Consider the following 20,891-nt stretch of genomic DNA (forward strand, 5'->3'; position numbering starts at 1 on the left):
CGCCTTTCGAGCTGGTGGTGGTCATCGGATCTGGAACCCGTCCGCGAGGCGGCCGCCCATGATGTGCTTCCGCGCGAGCGTCATCAGCACGATCGACGGGATGCTCAGCGCGATCGCGAACACCGCCGACACCTGGCGCGGCGAGTTCAGGACGAGCGAGTACATCGCGGTCGGCATGGTCATGTAGGTCGGGGCGCCGACGAGGTAGGTGCCCTGGGCCTCGTCGAACGAGGCGAGGAAGCTCATCACCACGGCGACGAGGATGCCGGGCCAGGCGATCGGGAAGGTGACGCTCCAGAACGTGCGCCAGCGGCTCGCACCGGCGTCGCGGGCGGCCTCCTCGAGGGCGCGCGGCACGGCCGAGAACGCCGCGGCCGGGAGCCAGGTCATGAACACCACGCACCCGAGCACGTGCACGATGAGGATGCCGGTGACGGTGTTCATCAGGTTCAGCGCCGTGAACATCGCCGACATCGTCACGAACAGCCCCATCTTCGGGAAGGCGTTCGTGGCGAACAGCCCGACGAGCACGAGGCGCCGCCCGGGGAACTCGATGCGGCTGATCGCCCATGCGGCCGGCAGGCAGACGACCGCGGCGATCCCGACCGTGAGCGGGGCGAGCACGAGGGAGTTCTGGATCGCGACGCCGAGGGTGGGGTCGTCGAAGACCCGCCCCCACCACTGGAGCGTCCACCCGTCCGGCAGCAGGTTCGGGTAGGTCCACGTCGTCGCGAACGCCCGTGCGGCGAGCCAGAGCAGCGGCCCGGCGATGAAGACCGCGAGGACGACGGCGGTGGTCCAGACGAGGGCGGTCCCGGTCACACGTGCGATCACGACTGCGCCTCCTTGTTCGTGTCGGCCAGCTCACGGGCGTTCGTCCGCACCGTCGACCGGAGGTAGAACACGCTCGCGGCGGCGGCGAACGCGAACACGATGAACGCCATCGCGGTCGACTGCTGCGGCCGGTTGTAGGCCTGGAAGTACTTCGAGATGTCGACGCCGAGCATCGTCGGCGCGTTCGGGCCGGTGAAGTACGGGACGGTGAACGACCCGAGCACCCCGATCACCGTGAAGGTCGTCGCGATGACCAGCGGGGTCTTCGCCATCGGCAGGAGCACCTGCCAGACGACACGCCACGTGCTCGCGCCGGCGTCCTTCGCGGCCTCGACCAGGGCGTCGGGGGTGCCCTGCAGCGCGCCGGCGATCATCAGCACCGCGAACGGCAGGCTCGTCCAGACGCTGCCGAACACGACCGCGACGAGGGTGTAGCCCCACACCGGCACGTCGAGTCCGACCTGTGCGCCGAGGCTCCGCAGGAAGCCCTGCGCGTCGGTGAACGTCAGGATCGACCAGCTCGCGATCACCACCGGGACGAAGATCGGGACCACCGCCAGCACGCTCAGGGTCTTGCCGAGCACACCGCCCCGGAGCCGCAGGATCACGGCGACGACCACGGCGAGCGCGACGGTCGACCCGGTCGACAGCGCCGTGACGCCGAGGGTCGCCACGAGGTCCCGGAGGAACGTCGGGTTGCCGAGCAGCGTGCCGTAGACCGCGAGGGAGAACCCACGCACGGTGTCGCCGCCGATGTCCGCGAGCGCCTGGTTGAGGCCGCCGGTGAACCCGAGGCTGAAGAGCGCGGCGTTGACGACCGGGACGCCGACGAACAGCACGACGACGAGGACGGGTGCCGCGACGAGCGCGAGGCCCGTCATGCGCGCGCGGCGCGCCTGGCGACTCCGGAGCGCGCGCCGGTCCGTCTGGTGGGGCGCGTCCTGGACCGGTGGCGGGGCGGGCGGGAGGCCCGTGGCGGACGCGCCACGGGCCTCCCGGTCGGCGACCTGGGTCACTGCGGGACCTTCGCGTCCCACGCCGCGTTCATGTCCGCGGCGAAGTCGCTCTGGAAGCCGAGCCGGAGGTTCGACGGGTCGGCGTCGGCGAACTGCTCCGAGACGGACTTCGGGAGCGAGTCCAGCGGGATCACCGGGTAGCCCGAGACGGCACTCGCGACGAGCTGCTGCCCGGACGAGCTGAGGACGAAGTCGGCGAGCTCCTCGGCCGCACGCTTCTGCGCGGTGGGCTCGGTCTTCGGGATGCCGAGGAAGCTCGCGCTGCCCGTGAACGACGGGTCCGCGATCTGCACCGCCTTGACCGTCTTCGGGATGATCCCGGTCTTCTGCGAGGTGATGAACTGGTCACTCCACACCGGCGCCATCGAGATCTGGCCGGACCCGAGCATCTGGACGACCTGGTCGTTGCCGTTCGGGTAGACACCCTTCTGGTACATCGACGGGCCGAGGTCCTTGAGGGCCTGGAACCCCTTGTCCCACTCCGACTCGAGGGACTTGTCGTACGAGGTCTGCATCGTCTCCTGCTCGGAGTCCGACAGGTACTTCGCGAGGACCGTCGCGACGAACGACCCGCCGGAACCGCCCGACGAGGGCGAGTTGTAGGCGAACTGGCCCGGGTTGGCGCGGATCCAGGCGAGGAGGTCGTCGAGGGTCTTCGGCGGGTCCGTCACCTTCTTCGAGTCGTAGGCGAGCAGGACGCTCGAGGCGCGGTACGGGATCGCGCTCGTGCCGCCCTGCTGCTTGGTGGCCTCGGGGACGTTCGCGAGGTTCGGGATGCTCGTGGCACTGACCTTCGTGAGGAGTCCGGCCTTGCCGGCGGTCGAGACGAAGCCCGCGTCGACGAGGTCGTACGCCACGCGCTTGCCCGCCTTGACCGCGGTGGCGAGGTTCGCCTGGGTCTGGGCGTCGTGCTCGCCGTGCAGGTCGATGCTCGTGCTGACGTGGATCGTCGGGTGCTGCTTCTCGAACGCGGGGATGAGCGACTTCTCCCAGAGGTCCTGGACGTTGGTGTCGCCGCTGATGAACACGGTGAGGTCGGTCGTGCCGCTGCTGGGGTCGGCGGCGTTCGAGGCGTTGGCGCTCTGCACGCAGCCGGACAGTGCGACGGTCGCGGCGGCGGCGATCGCGAGGCCGGCGAGGGCTCGGGTCTTCACGGTGGTGGTCTCCCTGGGTCGTGGGGGTGTGCGGGGTGGGGCTGGGGTGTGCGGGGTGGGGCGCGCGCGGTGACGCGGTGCGGGAACGTTCCCGCACCGAGGTCGAGTGTCGCGCCGCCGGGTGAACGCGAGGTACCGCGGGGGTCGCCCCCGGGTGAACTCCGCGCGGCGCGCCCGGCGCTGTGCCCCTTCCACCGCACGGTGCGCCCTCCGCCGCTCGGTGCGAGGTTGCCCGCTCCGTGCCCGCCTACAACCTCGCACGGAGCGGGCAACCCGCCCGCCGCCCGCGGGCGCCGCACCGTGCGCCCTCCGCCACTCAGTGCGAGGTTGCCCGCTCCGTGCCCGCCTACAACCTCGCACCGAGCGGGCAAGCCGCCCGCCGCCCGCGGGCGTCGCACCGTGCGCCCGCGCCCGCCCCCGAACAAGTCCGTACCGTGCGCGGACAGTTCCCTCAGCGCGACATCCGCACGCCGGCTTGGCGGAGCTTCGCCCGCAGGACCCACTCGTTCAGCAGGTCCGACCAGGTCAACCGGAGCACCCTGCGCACCTCCGGGAACGCACGGAGCCGGTCCTCGCGGAGCTTCTCGTCGACCAGCGCCTCCTGCGGTGTCCGCCCGTGCAGGTACTCGCTGCGCTGGTACTTCACGGAGCCGTCGAACTCGACGACCACGCCCGACTCCGGGAACCAGAAGTCCACGACGATGTCCGGCTCGCCCGCCGATCGGAATCGGTGCTGGAGGACCGGCGCCGGCGTGCCGAACTGGTCGAACCGAGCCCGCGCGTACGACTCCCCTGGCGAGCCCGAGGCCGCGTCGGCGAACTCGACCGCGCGGAGCGCACGCCGCCGCCCCTTCTGTCCCCGCCGTGCCACGGCCGCTCGCACCAGTTCCCGTTCGACCGCCCGGCCGAGGAGCGCATCGAGGGCGACGACCGCGTCGGCGAAGGGCAGCGTCAGCGCGAGGTCCGTCGCGAGCCGCTCCAGCCCGCACAGCAGCAGACCGTCCGAGGTCGTCACGACCGGGCGGTTCCACTCGGGATCGAGGTCGGCGTGGACGACGAAGGTGCCGTTCGTCGTCCGTCGGTCCGCGCCGGTCGAGGTCACGTGGACGCGGGTCGGCGGCGGGGTGAGGAGCGGCACGCCGAACACCACGGCCGCGGACACGTGCGACACGAGGTCCCCGTCTCGGATCCGATCCGCGACCGAGCGCACCCGGACGAGGTGCTGCTCGCTGGAGCGGAGAGCCGCCCAGCCCGCAGACTCGGCGTACAGACCACGGGCGACCCGGGTGAGTTTTCCCGCCGCGGCCCGGCGCCGGATGACGTCGGACTCGTCCGGCCGCCGTGCTGACGTTCGGTAGGTGAGGACTTCGGGGACCGGTGCGAGGTTGAGGTTCGTCGACATGCCCCGATGTTCCGGAGTTCCCCGAACGGGTGAGGCGTCGGACCAAAGCCCTGTGGACGGTGCGTCCCGCTGCCCAGGATGTGGAGGGATGAGCCCGGCCGCAGAACGCTGCGAGAATGTGGGGGTGAACACACGCACCTGGGGTTGGCTCGCAGCCGTCATCGACGTCGTCCTCATCGTCGTCTTCGCGCTCATCGGCCGTTCCTCGCACGGTGAGGGCAACACCGCACTGGGGGTCTGGACGACGGCCTACCCGTTCCTCGCGGGCTGGGCGATCGCCTACGTCACGAGCGGCGCGTGGTCGCGGCCGCTGCGGTTCTGGCCGACCGGCGTCGTCGCCTGGATCCTCACGGTGTTCGTGGGCATGGCGATCCGCGTCGCCACGGGCCAGGGCGACGTCGACGGCAACCCGCTGCCGATCTCCTTCGTCATCGTCGCGACGATCGTGCTCGGTGTGTTCCTGCTCGGCTGGCGCGCCGTCGTCCGCGGGATCCTCCGACTCCGCGCACCCCGCTCCCGGCAGGACGCCGCAGCGACCGACGCGTGAACGGCAGCCGCGGGTCCCAGCCGACCATCCTCGACGTCGCCGCGCGGGCGGGTGTCTCGAAGTCGGCGGTGAGCCGCGTCCTCTCCGGCACCGGGCGGTTCTCCGACGAGACACGAGAGCGGGTCGAGCGCGCAGCCGCCGAGCTCGGGTACGTCGCCAACGCGATGGCGCGCGGCCTCGTCAGCGGACGCACGCACACCATCGGGATGCTCGTCCGCGACGCCTCGTCGATGGTGTACGCCGCTCTTCACGCCGTGATGGAACGCCGTGCCTCGGAGCTCGGCTACCGCGTGGTCACCACGACGGGCGTCGGACGGGTCGAGGACGAGAAGAGCGCCCTCGCCGCGCTCGTCTCGATGCGGGTCGACGGCCTCGTGGTCTGCAGCGGGCTCATGCCGGCGACCGACATCGCGGAGTTCGCCCCACGGATCGCCACGGTGGTCGCCGGACGGCCCGAACTGCACCCCGCACTGTCGAGCGTGTACTGCGATGAGGTCGGAGGCGGTGCAGCCATCGCGGACGCCGTCGCCGACGCCGGGCACACGACGGTCGCCGTGCTGACCGTCCCGCTCGGCGACGCGATCACGCAGCACGCGCGCTCGGCGGCGATGCTCGAGCGGCTCCGCGCGCGCGGCACACGGGTCATCGACATCGACGCCAGCTTCGTGCGACCGCCCGGCGATGTCGCGGCCGACATCGTCGGTGCGATGCAGGAGTCGGACGTCAGCGCGGCGATGTGCCCGACGGACCGACTCATGCTCGACGTCTGCGAGGCACTCGGCCACCGCGGGGTCGAGGTCCCGCGCGACCTGTCCGTCACCGGCTTCGACGGGGTCTACCCGCTGGCGAGCGACTGGATCGGCTTCACGACCCTGCAGCAGCCGATCGAGCGCATCGGCCGCGAGGCGATCGACCTCGTCATCGGCCGCATCGACGACCCCGCGCGTCCTGTCGAGCACCGCTCACTGCGTGGCACGGTGATCGCCGGCCGCACACTCCTCCCGCGCTGAGGGACGAACCACGCACGGTGCGGGCTCCGCGGTTCCGTGCCGGCTTGGCCGAACCCGCACGGTGCGACGTATGACGGGCGGTGCGCTCTTCGTCGTCCGGTGCAGGGTTCGCCAGCCCAGCACCGTGCGAGGTTCGCCAGCCCGTGCAGTGACGACGGCATGGTGCGGCGCCAGAAGGGCGCACGGAGCGAGCAACCTCGCACCGACCGACGAGCCCCGCACCGTGCGCCGTCCCCCGCACAGCGTCCGCGCGCCAGAAGGGCGCACGGGAGGAACAACCTCGCACCGACTGACGGGATCCGCACCGTGCGAGTCGCGCCTCGGCAGCCGCGCGCCGCGCCGCCGCGCGCCCCGCCGCCGCGGGCCCCGCCCACGCGCCGCGCCGTGCCGCCGCCGCGCGCCGCGCCGCCGCGCCGCCGCGGGCCCCGCGCCGCGCCGCGCCGCGCCGCCGCCGCACCCCGCATCAGAACAAGCCGGAGCGGGGCGCCCCCTCCGGGCCGTCGAACCCGCGGAACATGGCGGACACGAGCGCCTCGATCTGCGGCTCGACCAGCCGCTCCACGGCCTCGGCGATCCGCGGACGGTGGTCGATCAGCGCCAGGCACACGGCCGTGCCGGTGGCCCGTGCGCACTCGTCGGAGAGCTCGATCTCGTGCCGGAGCGCCGCCTTCGCCTCGTCCGACAGCGGCTCGCGCGGCGCCTGCTCCGCCGCCCCCGTGCCGGTCAGCTCGCCGAGCGTGAACAGGAACGGCTCCCCCGGTGAGGGCTCGGGGTCGACGTCGAGCCCCTGGAACTCCGGCTGCAACCCCTCGGTCGGTTGGTACCCGGCGTGCCGCTTCCGCGCGTCCGCCCGCTCGAGCTCACGCTGCAGCAGCGGCAGGTTCTTCGCCGTGTAGTCGTCGACGGCGTCCTCGATGATGGTCGAGATGCGCCCGATCAGCGCGTGCTGGACCGCGTGCGGCACGTCCGGTCCGAAGCCCGCCGCCGAGGCGATCGGCGACCCCGTGCACTTCCGACAGATCCGGGTGCGGGGCCGCGCGGTGCCGATCTGCCACCGTGGCAGCCAGCGCAGCCAGACCTCGACAGCGCTCCGCACGCGTCCGTCGATGCCGTCCATGCCCCAACAGTAAGCCTGGAGGCGCGGATCACCCCCGCCATCCGGCGCGCGCGCACGAAACGGTCGGGTCCGTCAGCCCGTCGGTTCCGTCACGAAGTCGATGAGTTCCTCGACGCGGCCGAGGAGCTCCGGCTCCAGGTCGGCGAACGTGCGCACCTGCCCGAGGATCCGCTGCCACGCCCGGGCGATGTCGGCCTGCTCGGCGGCGGGCCAGCCGAGCGCCTGGCAGATGCCCTTCTTCCACTCGATCGAGCGCGGGATCGTCGGCCACGCCTGCAGCCCCACGCGAGCGGGCTTCACGGACTGCCAGACGTCGACGAACGGGTGTCCGACGACGAGCACGTGCGCGCCCCACTTCCCGCGCGTCACGGCGTCGGCGAACCGGGACTCCTTCGACCCGGGCACGAGGTGGTCGACGAGCACCCCGACACGACGGTCGCGCGTCGGCTGGAACTCGTCGAGCACGTCGGCGAGGTTGTCCACGCCGGAGAGCTCCTCGACGACGACGCCCTCGACGCGGAGGTCGGCTCCCCAGACCTTCTCGACGAGCTCGGCGTCGTGCTTGCCCTCCACCATGATCCGGGAGGGCAGGGCCACCCGCGCACGCTGCGACTCCACCGCGAACGATCCGGACGCGGTGCGGAGGCGACCGCCGTCGGAGGCGTGCCGCACCGCCGGGGCCGAGCCGCGCCTCCCGGCACCCGCACCACCCGCCGGGCCCGCACCCGCACCACCCGCCGGGCTCCGCCGCCCCACCGGCGCCTGCGGGCGTCCCAGGGTGACGAGCTCGCCCTCGAGCAGGAACTGCCCGCCGAACGGGAACGAGCGGGTGCGCCCCTTCCAGTCCTCGAGCTCGACGGTGCCGGCCTCGAGCCGGACCACGGCGCCGGCCCAGCCGGTCACGGGGTCCTCGAGGACCATGTCCCGTTCGAGCGGCACCTGCCGCACCTTCTGCACCCCGCGCGAGCGCCAGTCGCCCGAGAGCACGTCACTGCCGTACCGGTCGTCGTCCACCCGCACGAGGGTACTGTCGTCCTCGGCCCGGACGACGTCGACGGGCCGGACACCCCACCATCTCGACGGAAGGCCCACCCGTGCGCGCTGCCATCATCCACGCCCCGAACGACATCCGCGTCGAGGACCGCGACCAGCCCGAGCTCCTCACGCCGAAGGACGCCGTCGTCAAGGTCGTCGCGGCGTGCGTGTGCGGCTCGGACCTCTGGCCGTACCGCGGCGTCACCGAGACGAAGGCGGCGCACGGGATCGGTCACGAGCTCGTCGGCGAGGTCGTGGCGGTCGGCGGCGACGTGCACGACCTGCACGTCGGCGACTTCGTCATCTCCCCCTTCACCATGAACGACGGCACCTGCCAGGCCTGCCGCCACGGCATGACGACCGGCTGCGAGCACCTGTCCGGCTTCGGCGGGAAGGACGCCTACGGCGACCCGGTCGGCGGCGCGCAGGCCGAGTACGTCCGCATCCCGGACGCGGCCGCGACGCTCGTCGCGGTCCCCGGCCCGGTCGACCCGGCGCTCGTGCCCTCCCTGCTCACGCTGTCCGACGTCTTCTCCACCGGGCACCACGCCGCGGTCTCGGCGGCGGTCGGTCCGGGCAAGACCGTCGTCGTGGTGGGCGACGGCGCGGTCGGGCTCTCCGCCGTCCTGGCCTCGAAGCGGCTCGGCGCCGAGCGCATCATCGCGATGAGCCGGCACGCGGACCGCCAGGCGCTCGCCCGCGAGTTCGGGGCGACGGACGTCGTGTCGGAGCGCGGCGCAGAGGGCGTCGCGGCGATCCGTGCGCTGCTCGGCGGCGACCTGGCGGACTGTGCGGTCGAGGCGGTCGGCACCGAGGAGAGCATGGACCAGGCGCTGCACTCGGTGCGTCCGGGCGGCAACCTCGGCTTCGTCGGCGTCCCGCACGGGGTGCCCACGATCGGCACGCGGTACCTCTTCGACACGAACATCACCGTCGCGGGCGGCATGGCCCCGGCGCGGACGTACATCCCGGAGCTGCTGCCCGACGTGCTCTCCGGCGCGATCGAGCCCGGTCGCGTCTTCGACCTCGAGCTCCCGCTCGACGAGGCGGCCGAGGCGTACCGGGCGATGGACGAGCGCCGGGCGATCAAGGTGCTGCTCCGCCCGTAGGCGCGGCACGCTGGGTCGGGAGGCGCGTGGCGGGGCCGACCCGCGCCTCCCGGCCCGCGGTGCGCGCGTCCAGGGCCGCGATCCGTGCGTGCAGGGCGGCTCGCGTTTCGCGCAGCAGAACGCGTGTTTCGAATCGGTAAACAAACCTTTCAGTAAAGAAGGTTGTCCGTTACAGTCCTCGACATGACCACTCGAGGACGCACCCCCGGCCAGCCCGGCCTCCTCCGTGTGCTCAACGACCGCGCGGCGCTCGAGCTCCTGCTCGACGACGGGCCGCTCACCCGGAACGAGATCGCCCAGCGGACCGGACTGAGCAAGCCCACCGCTGCCGAGATCATCCGGCGACTCGAAGCAGCGACACTCATCCGAGAAGCCGGCACCGCACCGCAGGCCGGTCGCCGCGGTCCGAGCGCCGTCGTGTACGAGGCGATCACCGACCGCGACCTCGCGGTGGCGGTCGACGTCCAGCTCGTCGACGTCCGCAGCACCGTGGTGGACGCCGCCGGCCGGACCTTCCCGGTCGCGACCCACACGATGTCCCCGACCGAGATGCGCGCGCCCGGCGCCGACATCGTCGCCGCCGCGATCTCCCGTGCGGCCGCTGCCGCCGGCGTCGACCCCGACCTCGTCACCGCGGTCGCCGTGGGTGTCCAGGCGAGCGTGGACCACGCGACCGACACCCTCATCTTCACCGACGGGCTGCCCGGCTGGCCCCGCGACCGGGTCGCCGCGACCCTGTCCGCCGCGCTCGGGGTGCGGGTCGTCATCGAGAACGACGCCAACCTCGCCGCCATCGCCGAACGCAACATGGGCGCGGGGCGGACCCCGCGCTCGTTCGCCCTGTTCTGGATGGCAGAGGGCCTCGGCATGGCCCTCGACCTCGGCGGCCACCTGCACACCGGCGCCTCCGGGGCCGCCGGTGAGATCGGCTACCTCGGCGTGCCCGCAGCGGCCCGCTCCATCGACCCGACGGCCACGATCGTCGCGGACCTCATCTCCGAGTCCGCGATCATCGCCCTCGCCGCCGAACACGGGATCACGGCACCGGACGGCACCGCAGCCGACTGGCGCCAGGTGCTCCCGCAGCTGCCCGGACTCCCCGAGCAGCACCCGTTCACCACCGCCCTCGGCGAGCGCGTCGGGCACAACGTGCTCCCCGCCCTCGCCGTCGCCGATCCCGAGACGGTCGTGCTGCACGGCCCGACCGGGATCGCGGGCGGACCCGCCCTGGCCGCCGCCGTGACCGCCTGGCTCCGGACCCGCACGCGCTGGTCCACCGCCGTCGTGGCACCCGGCGTCCCCGACACCCCCGTCCTGCACGGTGCGCGCCACGTCCTCATCGACGTCGTCCGCACCGCGCTCGCGGACCGGCTCGAGCGCATCAGTGACGACGTGCCCGCGCCGGACCCCGTCGAGCGCCCCTGACCAGCACCACCCCACCCGCACCACTCGAGGCACCACAACCCGGCCCTGTCCCAGGGCTCTTCGGCGCGCCCGGAACCGGTGCCGCACGCTCGGACCCGTCCGGCGTGCGGCACCGCGACCGCACCGCGTCGGAGCGAGACCAGAGAGCGAGTACCGCAGTGTCCCTCCCCCAACCGAACGTCCCGCGCCGGACCGTCCGCCGCATCGTCACCACGACGGCCGTCGCCGCGGTCGGCGCCCTCGTCGTCGCCGGCTGCAGCTCCGGCAGCAGCGCCGACTCGATCGACAAGACCGCGCCGAAGGAACTCACGGGCACCGTGTCCCTCTGGCACTTCTTCACCGGGCGCGAGGCCGGCGTCGTGAAGAGCGCCGTGGCCGGCTTCGAGCAGGCGAACCCCGGCGTCACGGTGGACATCCACGCCGGCCAGGACGACGAGAAGCTGCAGAAGGCGATCTCGTCCGGCCAGAACATCGACGTGGGCCTGTCGTACTCGACCGCCATCGTGGGCAGCTTCTGCTCGTCCGGTGCCTTCCGTGACCTCTCGCCCTACATCGAGCGCGACAAGGTCGACCTGTCGGACATCCCGAAGGCCGTGCGGTCGTACACGCAGTACAAGGGCACCCGGTGCACGCTGCCTGCCCTCGCCGACGTCAGTGCGTTGATGGTCAACAAGCCGCTGCTCGAGAAGGCCGGGATCGACGCTCCGCCGAAGACGCTCGACGAGCTGAAGACCGACGCGCTGAAGCTGACGACGTACAACGCCGACGGGTCGATCAAGCAGCTCGGCTTCAACCCGCTCATCGACTTCTACGAGAACTCCCCCGAGCACTGGGCACCGATGGTCGACGGGTCGTGGCTGGACAGCAAGGGCAACAGCGTCATCGGCACGTCCGCCGCCTGGAAGAAGCTCATCACCTGGCAGAAGGACTTCGTCGACGAGATCGGGTACGACAAGCTCAAGGCCTTCACCTCGGGCCTCGGGCAGGAGTTCGCGGCCGACAACGCGTTCCAGACCGGCCAGGTCGCGATGCAGATCGACGGCGAGTACCGCACGGCGTTCATCAAGGACCAGAAGCCGGACCTCGACTACGGCACCGCGCCGACGCCGGTGATGGACGGCCTCGGCCACTACGGATCGACCTACATCGCGGGCAACGTCGCGGGCATCGCCAAGGGCTCGAAGCACCCCGAGCTCGCGTGGGCGCTGCTCAAGTACCTCTCCACGAACACCGACGCGCAGGTCACGATGGGCAACGGGTTGAAGAACATCCCGACGCTCACCTCGGCGCTGCAGTCCCCCGACCTCGAGGTCGACGAGAACTACAAGACCTTCGTCGACGTGGCGGGCAACGCGGACACGATGACCTCGCCCGGCACCGCAGACGGCGCCGCGTACATCGGCACGTTCACGAAGTTCTGGCAGGCGTACCAGGAGAACGGCGGGAACCTCGACGCCAAGCTCAAGCAGCTCGACTCCGACATCGACAACGCCAACCAGCTGGCTGGTCCGTGATGAGCGTCACCACCAAGACGACCGGCCGGGAGGCGCGGCTCGCCCGCTCCTCCCGGCCCACGGCCCCGACGGGGTCCGGTCCGGTGCCCCCGACGGCTCCACGGCGTCGGCCCCGCTCCGCCGAGTCGCGGCGTCGGCTCGTCGCCCTGACGATGCTGGCGCCGGCCCTGGCGGGCCTCGTGATCTTCTTCGCCTACCCGCTCGTCGCGTCGGTATTCTACTCGTTCACCCGCTACAACCAGCTGCAGGAACCCGAGTTCGTCGGCCTGCTGAACTACCGGTTCCTGTTCACGCAGGACCCGCAGATCGGCCCCGCGGTCGTCAACACCCTGTGGTTCGTGGTCATCCTCGTACCGGTCCGGATCGTCTGCGGCCTGCTCGTCGCGGGACTCCTCAGCCGGGCGAAGACGGCCACCGGGTTCTGGCGGACGCTGTTCTACCTGCCCGCACTGGTGCCGCCGGTCGCGAGCGTCGTCGCGTTCGTGTTCCTCTTCAACCCGGGGACGGGGCCCGTCAACCAGATCCTGCGGGTCTTCGGGATCGACGGGCCGCTGTGGTTCAACGACCCGGCGTGGTCGAAGCCCTCGCTCGTGATCATGGGCGTCTGGGTGATGGGCGACATCATGATCATCTTCCTGGCGTCGCTGCTCGACGTGCCCCGCGACCTGTACGAGGCGGCGTCGCTCGACGGTGCGAACGGCGTCCAGCAGGTGCGGCACATCACGCTGCCGACGATCGCCCCGGTCATCGGCTTCGCGGTCGTCACGGGGGTGATCGCCGCTCTGCAGTACTTCACCGAGGCGGCGGTCGCGTCGGGCGTCGCGAGCGGCAAGGCGACCATCGGGGGCGGGACCGCGGCGCAGCTCGGCTACCCGGGCACCTCGCTCCTGACCTACACCGAGCTGCTCTACCAGCACGGTTTCGCGAACTTCCAGTTCGGCTACGCGTCCGCGATGGCCGTGGTCCTGTTCGTCATCACCGCGATCGTGCTCGTGCTCACGATGCGCCGGATCAGCGTGTTCCGACCGGAGGAGTCCTGATGACCGCCGTCTCCCAGTCCCCGCTCGCCCGGGCTCCCCGCGGCGCGGCACCCGGTGCTGCTCGCGGCCCGCGCCGGAGCGTGCTGCTCTGGATCGCGGAACACGCGGTCCTCGTGGCACTCGGCGTGCTGACGATCGCCCCGATCGTGTTCGTGGTCCTGACCTCGCTCATGTCGAGCAACCAGGCACTCACCGCGTCGATCCTGCCGCGCCCGTTCGACTTCTCGAACTACGGCCGGGTCTTCACCGAGCTGCCGCTCGCGCAGTGGTTCGGCAACTCGTCGATGTACGCGGTGCTCGCCACCGCGTTCATGCTGGTCAGCTCGGTCCCGGCGGCGTACGCGCTCGCCCAGATCCGGTTCCGGGGCGCGAACCTGGTCTTCACGGTGATCATCGTCGCGATGCTCCTGCCCCCGCAGGTGACCGCGGTGCCGGTCTACGTGATGTGGTCCGAACTGCACCTGACCGGCACGCTCTGGCCGCTCATCCTGCCGAACCTGCTCGGCGACGCGTTCAGCATCTTCCTGCTCCGTCAGTTCTTCATGACGATCCCGAAGGAGTACGGCGACGCCGCCCGCATGGACGGCTGCAGCGAGTGGGGCGTGCTCTGGCGGGTCGTCGTGCCGATGGCTCGGCCGGGCATCGCGTCGGCGGCGATCTTCATGTTCTTCCACTCGTGGAACGACTACTACGGCCCGCTGCTGTACGCGTCCGAGAACCAGGCCGCCTGGCCGGTGGCGTACGGGCTCGCCACGTTCCGCGGCCAGCACGGCACCGACTGGTCGATGACGATGGCGATGACCGTCGTCGTCATGGTCCCCGTCGTCGTCATCTTCTTCTTCGCACAGAAGGCATTCGTCGAGGGCATCGCGCTCACCGGCGTGAAGGGATAGCACCACAGTGAAACTCGCAGTCATCGGTGGCGGATCCACCTACACCCCCGAACTCGTGGACGGCTTCGCCCGGCTCCGCGACCAACTGCCCATCGACGAGCTCTGGCTCGTCGACCCCGACCCCGTCCGCCGCGAACTCGTCGGCGGCGTCGCGAAGCGGATGTTCGCGCACGCCGGTCACCCGGGCACGATCCACGTCACGGACGACGTGGTCGCCGGGGTCAGCGACGCGGACGCGGTGATGTTCCAGCTCCGGATCGGCGGGCAGGCCGCCCGGCACCAGGACGAGACCTGGCCGCACGAGGCCTGCTGCATCGGACAGGAGACCACCGGACCCGGCGGGTTCGCGAAGGCGCTCCGCACGGTCCCGGTGGTGCTCGAGTACGCCGAGCTCGTCCGGCAGCACGCCAAGCCGGACGCCTGGATCGTCGACTTCACGAACCCGGTCGGCATCGTCACCCGGGCCCTGCTCGAGGCCGGCCACCGCGCCGTCGGCCTGTGCAACGTGGCGATCGGCTTCCAGCGCCGCTTCGCGGAGGAGTTCGACGTCGCGCCGTCGGCCGTCCGGCTCGACCACGTCGGCCTCAACCACCTGACGTGGGAGCGCGGCGTCCACGTGACGGACGCTTCCGGCGAGCGCGACGTCCTGTCCGAACTGCTCGCTGCCGACACCGGCGCCCTCGACCGGATGGCGGAGAGCGTGCACATGCCGGCCGACCTCATCCGGCTGCAGCACGCCGTGCCCTCGTACTACCTGCGCTACTTCTACAGCCACGACGTCGTGCTCGAGGAGCAGCTGCACGCCCCCACCCGGGCAGAGGCCGTCATGGAGACCGAGCGGGCCCTGCTCGCGAAGTACGCCGACGCGTCCGTGGTCACGAAGCCCGCCGAGCTCGAGCAGCGCGGCGGCGCGTACTACTCCGAGGCGGCGATCGACGTCCTGTCGTCGATCCTCGGCGACCGTGGCGACGTGCAGGTGCTCAACGTGCGGAACGACGGCACCTTCCCGTTCCTGCCGGACGACCACGTGATCGAGGTCCCAGCACGCGTCACCCGTCAGGCGATCACCCCGCTCCCCGTCGCGCCGCTCGACCCCGACATGGTCGGGCTCGTGTCGGCCGTCGCCGGGTACGAACGCCTCGCGCTCGACGCCGCGGTGCACGGCGGTCGCGACCGGGTGCTCCGGGCGATGTGGGCGCACCCGCTCGTCGGGCAGGTCGACAAGGCGGAGCGGCTGACCGACCTGCTCCTGGCCGCGAACGCCGACCACCTGCCGTGGACCCGATCGGAGCAGCTGACGTGGGCGGGCTGAACCGCACCGCGTCGGGGGTTGCTCGGATCGTCCGGCCGCCGGCTCCCGTCCCACCGGATCCGACCGACGTCGTCCTCGCCGTCGACGGCGGTGGCAGCAAGACCGACGTCGTCGCGATCGCGCTGGACGGCTCGATCGTCGGACACGCTCGCGGACCGGGGTCGAACCCGCAGACCCGCGGCTGGGACGTGGCCGGCCCGATCCTCGACGACGTCCGGGCACGGGTCGTCAGCGAGCTCGGCGACCGTCGGATCCGGACGACGCACGTGTACCTCGCCGGGCTCGACCTGCACGACGAGCTCGTCGCGGCGACCGAGGCGCTGGCCCACTGGGAGGCCGACGGCGGCGCACCGCACGTCCTCGACAACGACCTGTTCGCGCTCCTCCGCGCGGGGACCCTGTCCCCGGACGCCGCGGCGGTCGTCTGCGGCACGGGCATCAACGCGCTCGCGGTCCGGGCCGACGGCACCACGGCGCGGTTCCCGGCCATCGGCGACGTCTCCGGCGACTGGGGCGGCGGCGCGTACCTCGGCAACCGGGCGCTGTGGCACGCGGCCCGGGCGGACGACGGCCGCGGACCGGCGACGGCCCTCGTCGGCGCGGTCCCGGCGGCGCTCGGTCTCCGCAGCGTCCGCGAGGTGACCGAGGCGATCCACTTCGGCCGCCTCGACCAGCGAGTGTTCAACCGGCTGTGCCCCGTGCTGTTCGAGGTCGCCGGCGCAGGTGACTCCGTGGCGCGCAGCGTCGTGGAACGCCAGGCGGAGGAGATCGTCCTGCTCGCGGCGGTCGCCCTCGAACGACTCGGCCTCGGCGGTGCCGCGGCCGGCCCGGTCCCGGTCGTCCTCGGCGGTGGTGTGCTCGCCGCGCGGGACCCGCTGCTCGTCGAGGGGGTCGTCGACGGCCTCGCTGCCCGGGTGCCCGGCGCGGTGCCGACCTGGGTGACCGATCCGCCGGTGCTCGGTGCGGGGTTGGCGGCACTCGAGTCCGTCGGGGCCGACGCCGCCGCGCTCGACCGGTTCCGGCAGGCGGTGCGCTCCCGGGCGTTCGCGAGCACCACGGCGCTGATCCGCTGACGCGGCGGCGGCGCCGCCGCCGCGCGCCGCGCAACCGGCGGATTTCGCGCTCAGCGACAGTTCACGGCCGCCCGATCGCGTGAACTGTCGCACAGCCCGAAACGCGACCGCGACCGCGACCGGAACGTGACCGCGACCGCGACCGCGACCGGAACATGACCACGACCGGGCTGGAGGCGCGGTGCCAGCCCGCACCGCGCCTCCAGTCCGGCCGGACTCGCTACGCGCGGGCCAGCATCCCCAGCGTGTCGACCACGCGGTTCGAGAAGCCCCACTCGTTGTCGTACCAGGCGACCACCTTCACGTGGCGACCTCCGTCGACGCGGGTGAGCAGCGAGTCGAACACGCTCGACTCCGGCCGCCTTGTGATGTCCGTCGACACGAGGGGGTCCGCCGTGTAGGCGAGCACCCCCTGCAACGGGCCGGAGGCCGCCGCGCGGTAGGCCGCGTTCACCTCGTCCACCGAGACGTCCCGCGACACCACCGTGTTGAGCTCGACGATCGACCCGACGGGCACCGGCACGCGGATCGCGTCGCCCGAGAGCTTGCCGTCGAGCCGGGGCAGCACGAGGCCGATCGCCTTCGCCGCCCCGGTCGACGTCGGCACGATGTTCACCCCGGCGGCACGGGCTCGGCGGAGGTCCCGGTGCGGGCCGTCCTGCAGGTTCTGCTCCTGCGTGTAGGCGTGCACGGTGGTCATGAATCCGTGCTCGATGCCGGCGAGGTCGTCGAGGACCGACGCCAGCGGCGCGAGCGCGTTCGTCGTGCACGAGGCGTTCGAGACGACGGTGTGCACGGCGGGGTCGTACACGTCGGAGTTGACGCCGTACGCGATGGTCGCGTCCGCCCCGGTCGCCGGAGCGCTGATGAGCACGCGCCGTGCGCCGGCGGTCAGGTGTCCCGCGGCTGCGTCACGGGCGGTGAACCGGCCGGTCGACTCGAGCACGACCTCGACGCCGAGGTCGGCCCATGGGAGCTCCGCCGGCTCCCGCGACGCCAGGACGCGGATGCGCCGTCCGTCGATCACGAGCGTGTCACCGTCGACCTCGACGGTGCCGGAGAACGGTCCGAGCGCGGAGTCGTACCGGAACAGGTGCGCGAGCGTGTCGGGCGCGGTGAGGTCGTTGACGGCGACGACCTCGAGGTCGTCTCCTCCTCGGGCGATGAGGGCACGGAGGGTGTTGCGGCCGATGCGGCCGAAGCCGTTGATGGCGATGCGGGTCATGTGGATGTCCTTTCGTTCCGCGGTCCATGCTCACGGGGCGCCGGGCACGGCTCCAGTGGCTGGGGAGCCAGTGTTCGAAAGGATCACGCCAGCACCGCCGGCACCGCCGCCAACGCCGCCGATACCAACGCCAGCGCCGGGACCAGAGCCAGCGCCGCCGCCAACGCCCGGGCCAGGGCCCGCGTCAGGTCCAGGGCCACAGCCGGCGCGGGCGCGGGCGCGGTCAGTCCTGGAAGGTGCGCCGGTACGCCGTCGGCGAGGTCCCGAGGATCCGCCGGAAGTGCGTCCGCAGGTTCGCGTCCGACCCGAGTCCCGCGCGCACCGCGACCTGGTCGACAGCGAGGTCCGAGCGTTCGAGCAGTTCCCGTGCCAGGTCGACGCGAGCACGCAGCACCCACTGCATCGGCGTGTACCCGGTGTCCTCGACGAAGCGCCGCGAGAACGTCCGAGGCGAGACCCTCGCGTTCCGGGCCAGCACGTCGAGCGTGAGCGGGTCGGCGAGGTGTCGCACCGCCCACTCGCGGGTCTCGGCGAAGACGTCCCCGAGGGGCTCCGGCATGCTCCGCGGGACGTACTGCGCCTGTCCGCCGCTCCGGTACGGGGCGCTCACGAGCCGCCGTGCGACGTGGTTGGACAGCGCGACGCCGTGGTCCTGCCGGACGATGTGCAGGCACAGGTCGATGCCGCTGGCCGCGCCGGCGCTCGTCAGCACCGACCCGGCGTCGACGAACAGCACGTCCTCGTCCACGTCGACCCCGGGGTAGCGGTCCCGGAGGACGCGCGTGTAGTGCCAGTGCGTGGTCGCCCGTCGGCCGTCGAGGAGCCCGGCCGCGGCCAGTGCGAACGCCCCGGTGGAGATCGCCGCGATGCGGACCCCGCGTTCGTGGGCACGCCCGAGGGCGGCCACCACGTCCGCGGGCGGCGGCGTGTCCGCGGGGAACCGGTAGCCCGGCACGAAGACCGTCTCGGCCCAGTCGAGCGCGTCCAGCCCGTCATCGACCGCGTACGCCAGCCCGTCTCCCCCGGCGATGCGTCCCACGCGGGGACCGCACACGCGCACCTCGTACGGCATGCTCGGCCGGTTCGAGAAGACCTGCGCCGGGATCCCGACGTCGAGCGGCTTCGCACCGTCGAGCACGAGGACCGCGACACGGTGCAGGTGGGGTGCGGCCATGCAGCGACGCTAGCGCCCCTGGCCCGCCTCAGGCGTCGCGGATCGCGAGCACCCGGTGCGGCGACGCCCGTTCCGCGCTCCACCCGGCCGGCAGCACGTCCTGGAGTTCCGGGAGGGTGAAGCTCCGACGGATCGACCGCAACCCGTCGACGCGCACGAACGTCCCCGCCGCGACGAGCGTCGAGCCGACGGCGTACGCGCGGTAGGCCGATCGCGACCGCCGGATGTCCGAGTGCAGGCTGCGGCTCGATGCGAGCTGCTCGGAGTCGGCGAGGAAGCCCTGCCGCTCGGCGTCGCCCAGGTGGTGCAGCACGTGGTTCGACACGACGACGTCGAACCGCTCCCCCGCGGCGACGAGTTCGGCGCTCGACTGCTGCCGGAACGTGACACCGCGCGGCATCGAGCGGGTCGCCGCCTCGATCGCTCGGGCGTCCGGATCGGCGCCGACGACCTCGACGTCGAACCCGTCCGCAGCCGCCCACCGCACGAGCGCCCGTGCCAGGTCGCCGCCGCCGCAGCCGAGGTCGAGCACACGGCCGCGCCCACTCGCGGGCAGGGCCGGTGCGACGTGCGTCCGCCACACGGAGCGCCACCCGCTCACCAGCGCGTTCACCACCGCGAAGCGTCGGAAGGTCCGCGCGAGGACGCGCGGATCGCAGTCCGGGTCGTCCATGAGTTCGCGGAGGTCGCGTGCGCGTGTGGTCAGGTCGACGGCCGGGAGGCGCGGGTCGAGACCGTCGGTCCGGCTCACGGCGTCCCGGCGATCGCCGGTTCGAGCGGGTCGCCATGCGATCGCGATCGTTCCGGTGCCCGCGATCCCTCGAGCGCGGCCGCCCGGAGGGGCTCGGTGGTGCTCCCGACGGCCGTGAGGCGGGCTGCCTCGACCGTGAGGCCGGGACCGAAGGCCAGTGCGACGACCGGCGCACCGTCGTCGATGCCGTCGTCGAGCACCTGCCGGAGGACGAAGAGCACCGTGGCGCTCGAGACGTTGCCGTGGTCGCGCAGCACCGTCCGGCTCGCGGCGAGGGCGGAGTCGGGCAGCCCGAGGGCGACCTGTGTCCGGTCGAGGATCGCGCGCCCGCCCGGGTGCACGGCCCAGGTGGGGATGTCGACGGCCGCGGCGCCCGCGGCGGACAGCAGGGGCGCGACGGCCTCGGCGACGGTCGCCCCGACGAGCTTCGGGACCGCGGTGCTGAGCACCATCTCGAACCCCTCGTCGCCGATGTTCCACGCCATCTCGGACGCGCCCTCGGGCACCACCGTCGTCGCGAAGTCGTCGAGGCGCAGCCCGGGACCGTCCGAGGTGACCACCGCAGCCGCCGCCCCGTCCCCGAAGACGCTGTTCGCGACGATCTGGTCCGGGTCGTCGCTCGCGCGGACGTGCAGGGTGCAGAGTTCGGCGCAGACGACGAGCACCACCGCCGACGGCACCGCCTCGACGAAGGCGGCCGCGATGCGGAGTGCCGGGAAGGCCGCACAGCACCCCATGAACCCGATGTGCTGGCGGAAGACGGTGCGTGGGATGCCGAGTGCGGTCACGACGTCGAGGTCGGGTCCGGGTTGGGTGAACCCCGTGCACGAGACGGTCACGACGTGGGTGATCGACCCGGCGTTGACACCGGCGCGCTCGACGGCGTCGCGGGCGGCCGCCACGAACAGGGCCGGGGCGAGTTCGCGGTAGCGGTCGTTCCGCGTGCCCGTCGACGGTGACCGCAGCACCCCGCGGTCGTCCCGGAACGCTCCGGCAGGTCGGGCGGCGTCGAGTTCGTCGAGCACGGTGTGCCGGTGGGCCACGGCGGAGGCGTCGAACGCCGCGGGGACGAGCCGCCTGCCGAGTCGCCCGAGGTCGGGCTGCGACGCGAAGAGGTCACGCACCGCAGCCTGCTCGAGTGTCGTCTCGGGGACGGCGGTACCGATGGCGCGGATCGTTGCGGACACGACTCATCCTGTCACCGGGTCGCTGACGCGTCCCCAGGTTGTCGCCCGGGTCCGGGCCGTCGACGGACGGGAG

19 protein-coding genes are annotated in these 20,891 nt (G+C 72.4%); 9 read left to right on the forward strand and 10 right to left on the reverse strand.

Annotation, left to right across the window (positions count from 1 at the left end):
• Positions 1–21: 21 nt before the first annotated feature.
• The 4 genes from ACIQUC_RS05825 to ACIQUC_RS05840 form a co-directional block, all read right to left on the reverse strand.
• Positions 22–834: an ABC transporter permease gene (locus tag ACIQUC_RS05825; RefSeq protein ID WP_402264323.1), complete on the reverse strand. Its 813-nt coding sequence runs from the start codon at positions 832–834 to the stop codon at positions 22–24.
• Positions 831–1,850, reverse strand: a complete 1,020-nt coding sequence (locus ACIQUC_RS05830; RefSeq protein WP_402264326.1) for an ABC transporter permease — start codon at positions 1,848–1,850, stop codon at positions 831–833. Before ACIQUC_RS05830 ends, ACIQUC_RS05825 begins: the two co-directional genes overlap by 4 nt.
• The gene (locus ACIQUC_RS05835; RefSeq protein WP_402264329.1) at positions 1,847–3,004 is read right to left on the reverse strand and encodes an extracellular solute-binding protein; all 1,158 of its coding nucleotides are present in this window, start codon (positions 3,002–3,004) and stop codon (positions 1,847–1,849) included. Before ACIQUC_RS05835 ends, ACIQUC_RS05830 begins: the two co-directional genes overlap by 4 nt.
• A gap of 451 nt (positions 3,005–3,455) precedes the next feature.
• Entirely contained in the window at positions 3,456–4,406 is a 951-nt protein-coding gene (locus ACIQUC_RS05840; protein WP_022905609.1) for a hypothetical protein, read from the reverse strand.
• Positions 4,407–4,530: 124 nt separating this feature from the next.
• Between ACIQUC_RS05840 and ACIQUC_RS05845 the strand changes: the two genes are divergently transcribed.
• Positions 4,531–4,953: a DUF3054 domain-containing protein gene (locus tag ACIQUC_RS05845; protein ID WP_261974842.1), complete on the forward strand. Its 423-nt coding sequence runs from the start codon at positions 4,531–4,533 to the stop codon at positions 4,951–4,953.
• Positions 4,950–5,963 carry a LacI family DNA-binding transcriptional regulator gene (locus ACIQUC_RS05850; protein ID WP_022905607.1) on the forward strand — a complete coding sequence of 338 codons (1,014 nt, stop codon included), beginning with the start codon at positions 4,950–4,952 and terminating at the stop codon, positions 5,961–5,963. The genes ACIQUC_RS05845 and ACIQUC_RS05850 overlap by 4 nt, the downstream gene beginning before the upstream one ends.
• A 463-nt stretch (positions 5,964–6,426) precedes the next feature.
• Here ACIQUC_RS05850 and ACIQUC_RS05855 read toward each other — a convergent pair whose 3' ends face one another.
• Positions 6,427–7,080, reverse strand: coding sequence for a spermidine/putrescine ABC transporter substrate-binding protein (locus ACIQUC_RS05855; protein WP_402264333.1), 654 nt, complete (start codon positions 7,078–7,080; stop codon positions 6,427–6,429).
• Positions 7,081–7,152: 72 nt separating this feature from the next.
• Positions 7,153–8,094, reverse strand: a complete 942-nt coding sequence (locus tag ACIQUC_RS05860) for a DUF3097 domain-containing protein (RefSeq protein ID WP_402264336.1) — start codon at positions 8,092–8,094, stop codon at positions 7,153–7,155.
• An 80-nt stretch (positions 8,095–8,174) separates the two neighbouring features.
• Here ACIQUC_RS05860 and ACIQUC_RS05865 point away from each other — a divergent pair, with 80 nt between their 5' ends.
• The 7 genes from ACIQUC_RS05865 to ACIQUC_RS05895 all read left to right on the forward strand — a co-directional run bounded on the left by ACIQUC_RS05865 (position 8,175) and on the right by ACIQUC_RS05895 (position 16,481).
• A complete protein-coding gene (locus ACIQUC_RS05865; protein WP_402264339.1) occupies positions 8,175–9,224 on the forward strand; it encodes a zinc-binding dehydrogenase in 1,050 nt (349 codons plus the stop codon).
• Positions 9,225–9,407: 183 nt separating this feature from the next.
• Positions 9,408–10,649, forward strand: a complete 1,242-nt coding sequence (locus tag ACIQUC_RS05870; RefSeq protein ID WP_402264342.1) for an ROK family transcriptional regulator — start codon at positions 9,408–9,410, stop codon at positions 10,647–10,649.
• Between the two features lie 158 nt (positions 10,650–10,807).
• Positions 10,808–12,163: an extracellular solute-binding protein gene (locus ACIQUC_RS05875; protein ID WP_402264345.1), complete on the forward strand. Its 1,356-nt coding sequence runs from the start codon at positions 10,808–10,810 to the stop codon at positions 12,161–12,163.
• Positions 12,163–13,203, forward strand: coding sequence for a carbohydrate ABC transporter permease (locus ACIQUC_RS05880; protein WP_402264348.1), 1,041 nt, complete (start codon positions 12,163–12,165; stop codon positions 13,201–13,203). Before ACIQUC_RS05875 ends, ACIQUC_RS05880 begins: the two co-directional genes overlap by 1 nt.
• The gene (locus ACIQUC_RS05885; protein WP_022905599.1) at positions 13,203–14,096 is read left to right on the forward strand and encodes a carbohydrate ABC transporter permease; all 894 of its coding nucleotides are present in this window, start codon (positions 13,203–13,205) and stop codon (positions 14,094–14,096) included. Before ACIQUC_RS05880 ends, ACIQUC_RS05885 begins: the two co-directional genes overlap by 1 nt.
• Positions 14,097–14,103: 7 nt before the next feature.
• Positions 14,104–15,408 (forward strand): 6-phospho-beta-glucosidase, encoded by a 1,305-nt coding sequence (locus tag ACIQUC_RS05890; protein WP_402264351.1) that lies wholly within the window; start codon positions 14,104–14,106, stop codon positions 15,406–15,408.
• A complete protein-coding gene (locus tag ACIQUC_RS05895) occupies positions 15,396–16,481 on the forward strand; it encodes an N-acetylglucosamine kinase (RefSeq protein WP_402264354.1) in 1,086 nt (361 codons plus the stop codon). Before ACIQUC_RS05890 ends, ACIQUC_RS05895 begins: the two co-directional genes overlap by 13 nt.
• Positions 16,482–16,701: 220 nt before the next feature.
• Here ACIQUC_RS05895 and gap read toward each other — a convergent pair whose 3' ends face one another.
• From gap to ACIQUC_RS05915, 4 genes are all read right to left on the reverse strand, one after another.
• Positions 16,702–17,706, reverse strand: coding sequence for a type I glyceraldehyde-3-phosphate dehydrogenase (gene gap, locus ACIQUC_RS05900; RefSeq protein WP_402264357.1), 1,005 nt, complete (start codon positions 17,704–17,706; stop codon positions 16,702–16,704).
• Between the two features lie 223 nt (positions 17,707–17,929).
• The gene (locus ACIQUC_RS05905; RefSeq protein WP_022908648.1) at positions 17,930–18,880 is read right to left on the reverse strand and encodes a GlxA family transcriptional regulator; all 951 of its coding nucleotides are present in this window, start codon (positions 18,878–18,880) and stop codon (positions 17,930–17,932) included.
• A 28-nt stretch (positions 18,881–18,908) separates the two neighbouring features.
• Positions 18,909–19,631, reverse strand: a complete 723-nt coding sequence (locus ACIQUC_RS05910) for a methyltransferase domain-containing protein (RefSeq protein WP_402264361.1) — start codon at positions 19,629–19,631, stop codon at positions 18,909–18,911.
• Positions 19,628–20,818 (reverse strand): type III polyketide synthase, encoded by a 1,191-nt coding sequence (locus ACIQUC_RS05915; RefSeq protein ID WP_402264364.1) that lies wholly within the window; start codon positions 20,816–20,818, stop codon positions 19,628–19,630. The genes ACIQUC_RS05910 and ACIQUC_RS05915 overlap by 4 nt, the downstream gene beginning before the upstream one ends.
• Positions 20,819–20,891 lie beyond the last annotated feature (73 nt).

It is taken from the genome of Curtobacterium sp. NPDC098951 (genome assembly GCF_044759965.1).
GTDB lineage: Bacteria > Actinomycetota > Actinomycetes > Actinomycetales > Microbacteriaceae > Curtobacterium.

What these genes read in the sequence shown, in the direction of transcription:
- ACIQUC_RS05905 (WP_022908648.1), bottom strand. Translation starts at nt 18,880, where the DNA reads ATGGCCGCACCCCACCTGCACCGTGTCGCGGTCCTCGTGCTCGACGGT.
- ACIQUC_RS05880 (WP_402264348.1), top strand. Translation starts at nt 12,163, where the DNA reads ATGAGCGTCACCACCAAGACGACCGGCCGGGAGGCGCGGCTCGCCCGC.
- ACIQUC_RS05855 (WP_402264333.1), bottom strand. Translation starts at nt 7,080, where the DNA reads ATGGACGGCATCGACGGACGCGTGCGGAGCGCTGTCGAGGTCTGGCTG.
- gap (WP_402264357.1), bottom strand. Translation starts at nt 17,706, where the DNA reads ATGACCCGCATCGCCATCAACGGCTTCGGCCGCATCGGCCGCAACACC.
- ACIQUC_RS05885 (WP_022905599.1), top strand. Translation starts at nt 13,203, where the DNA reads ATGACCGCCGTCTCCCAGTCCCCGCTCGCCCGGGCTCCCCGCGGCGCG.
- ACIQUC_RS05840 (WP_022905609.1), bottom strand. Translation starts at nt 4,406, where the DNA reads ATGTCGACGAACCTCAACCTCGCACCGGTCCCCGAAGTCCTCACCTAC.
- ACIQUC_RS05870 (WP_402264342.1), top strand. Translation starts at nt 9,408, where the DNA reads ATGACCACTCGAGGACGCACCCCCGGCCAGCCCGGCCTCCTCCGTGTG.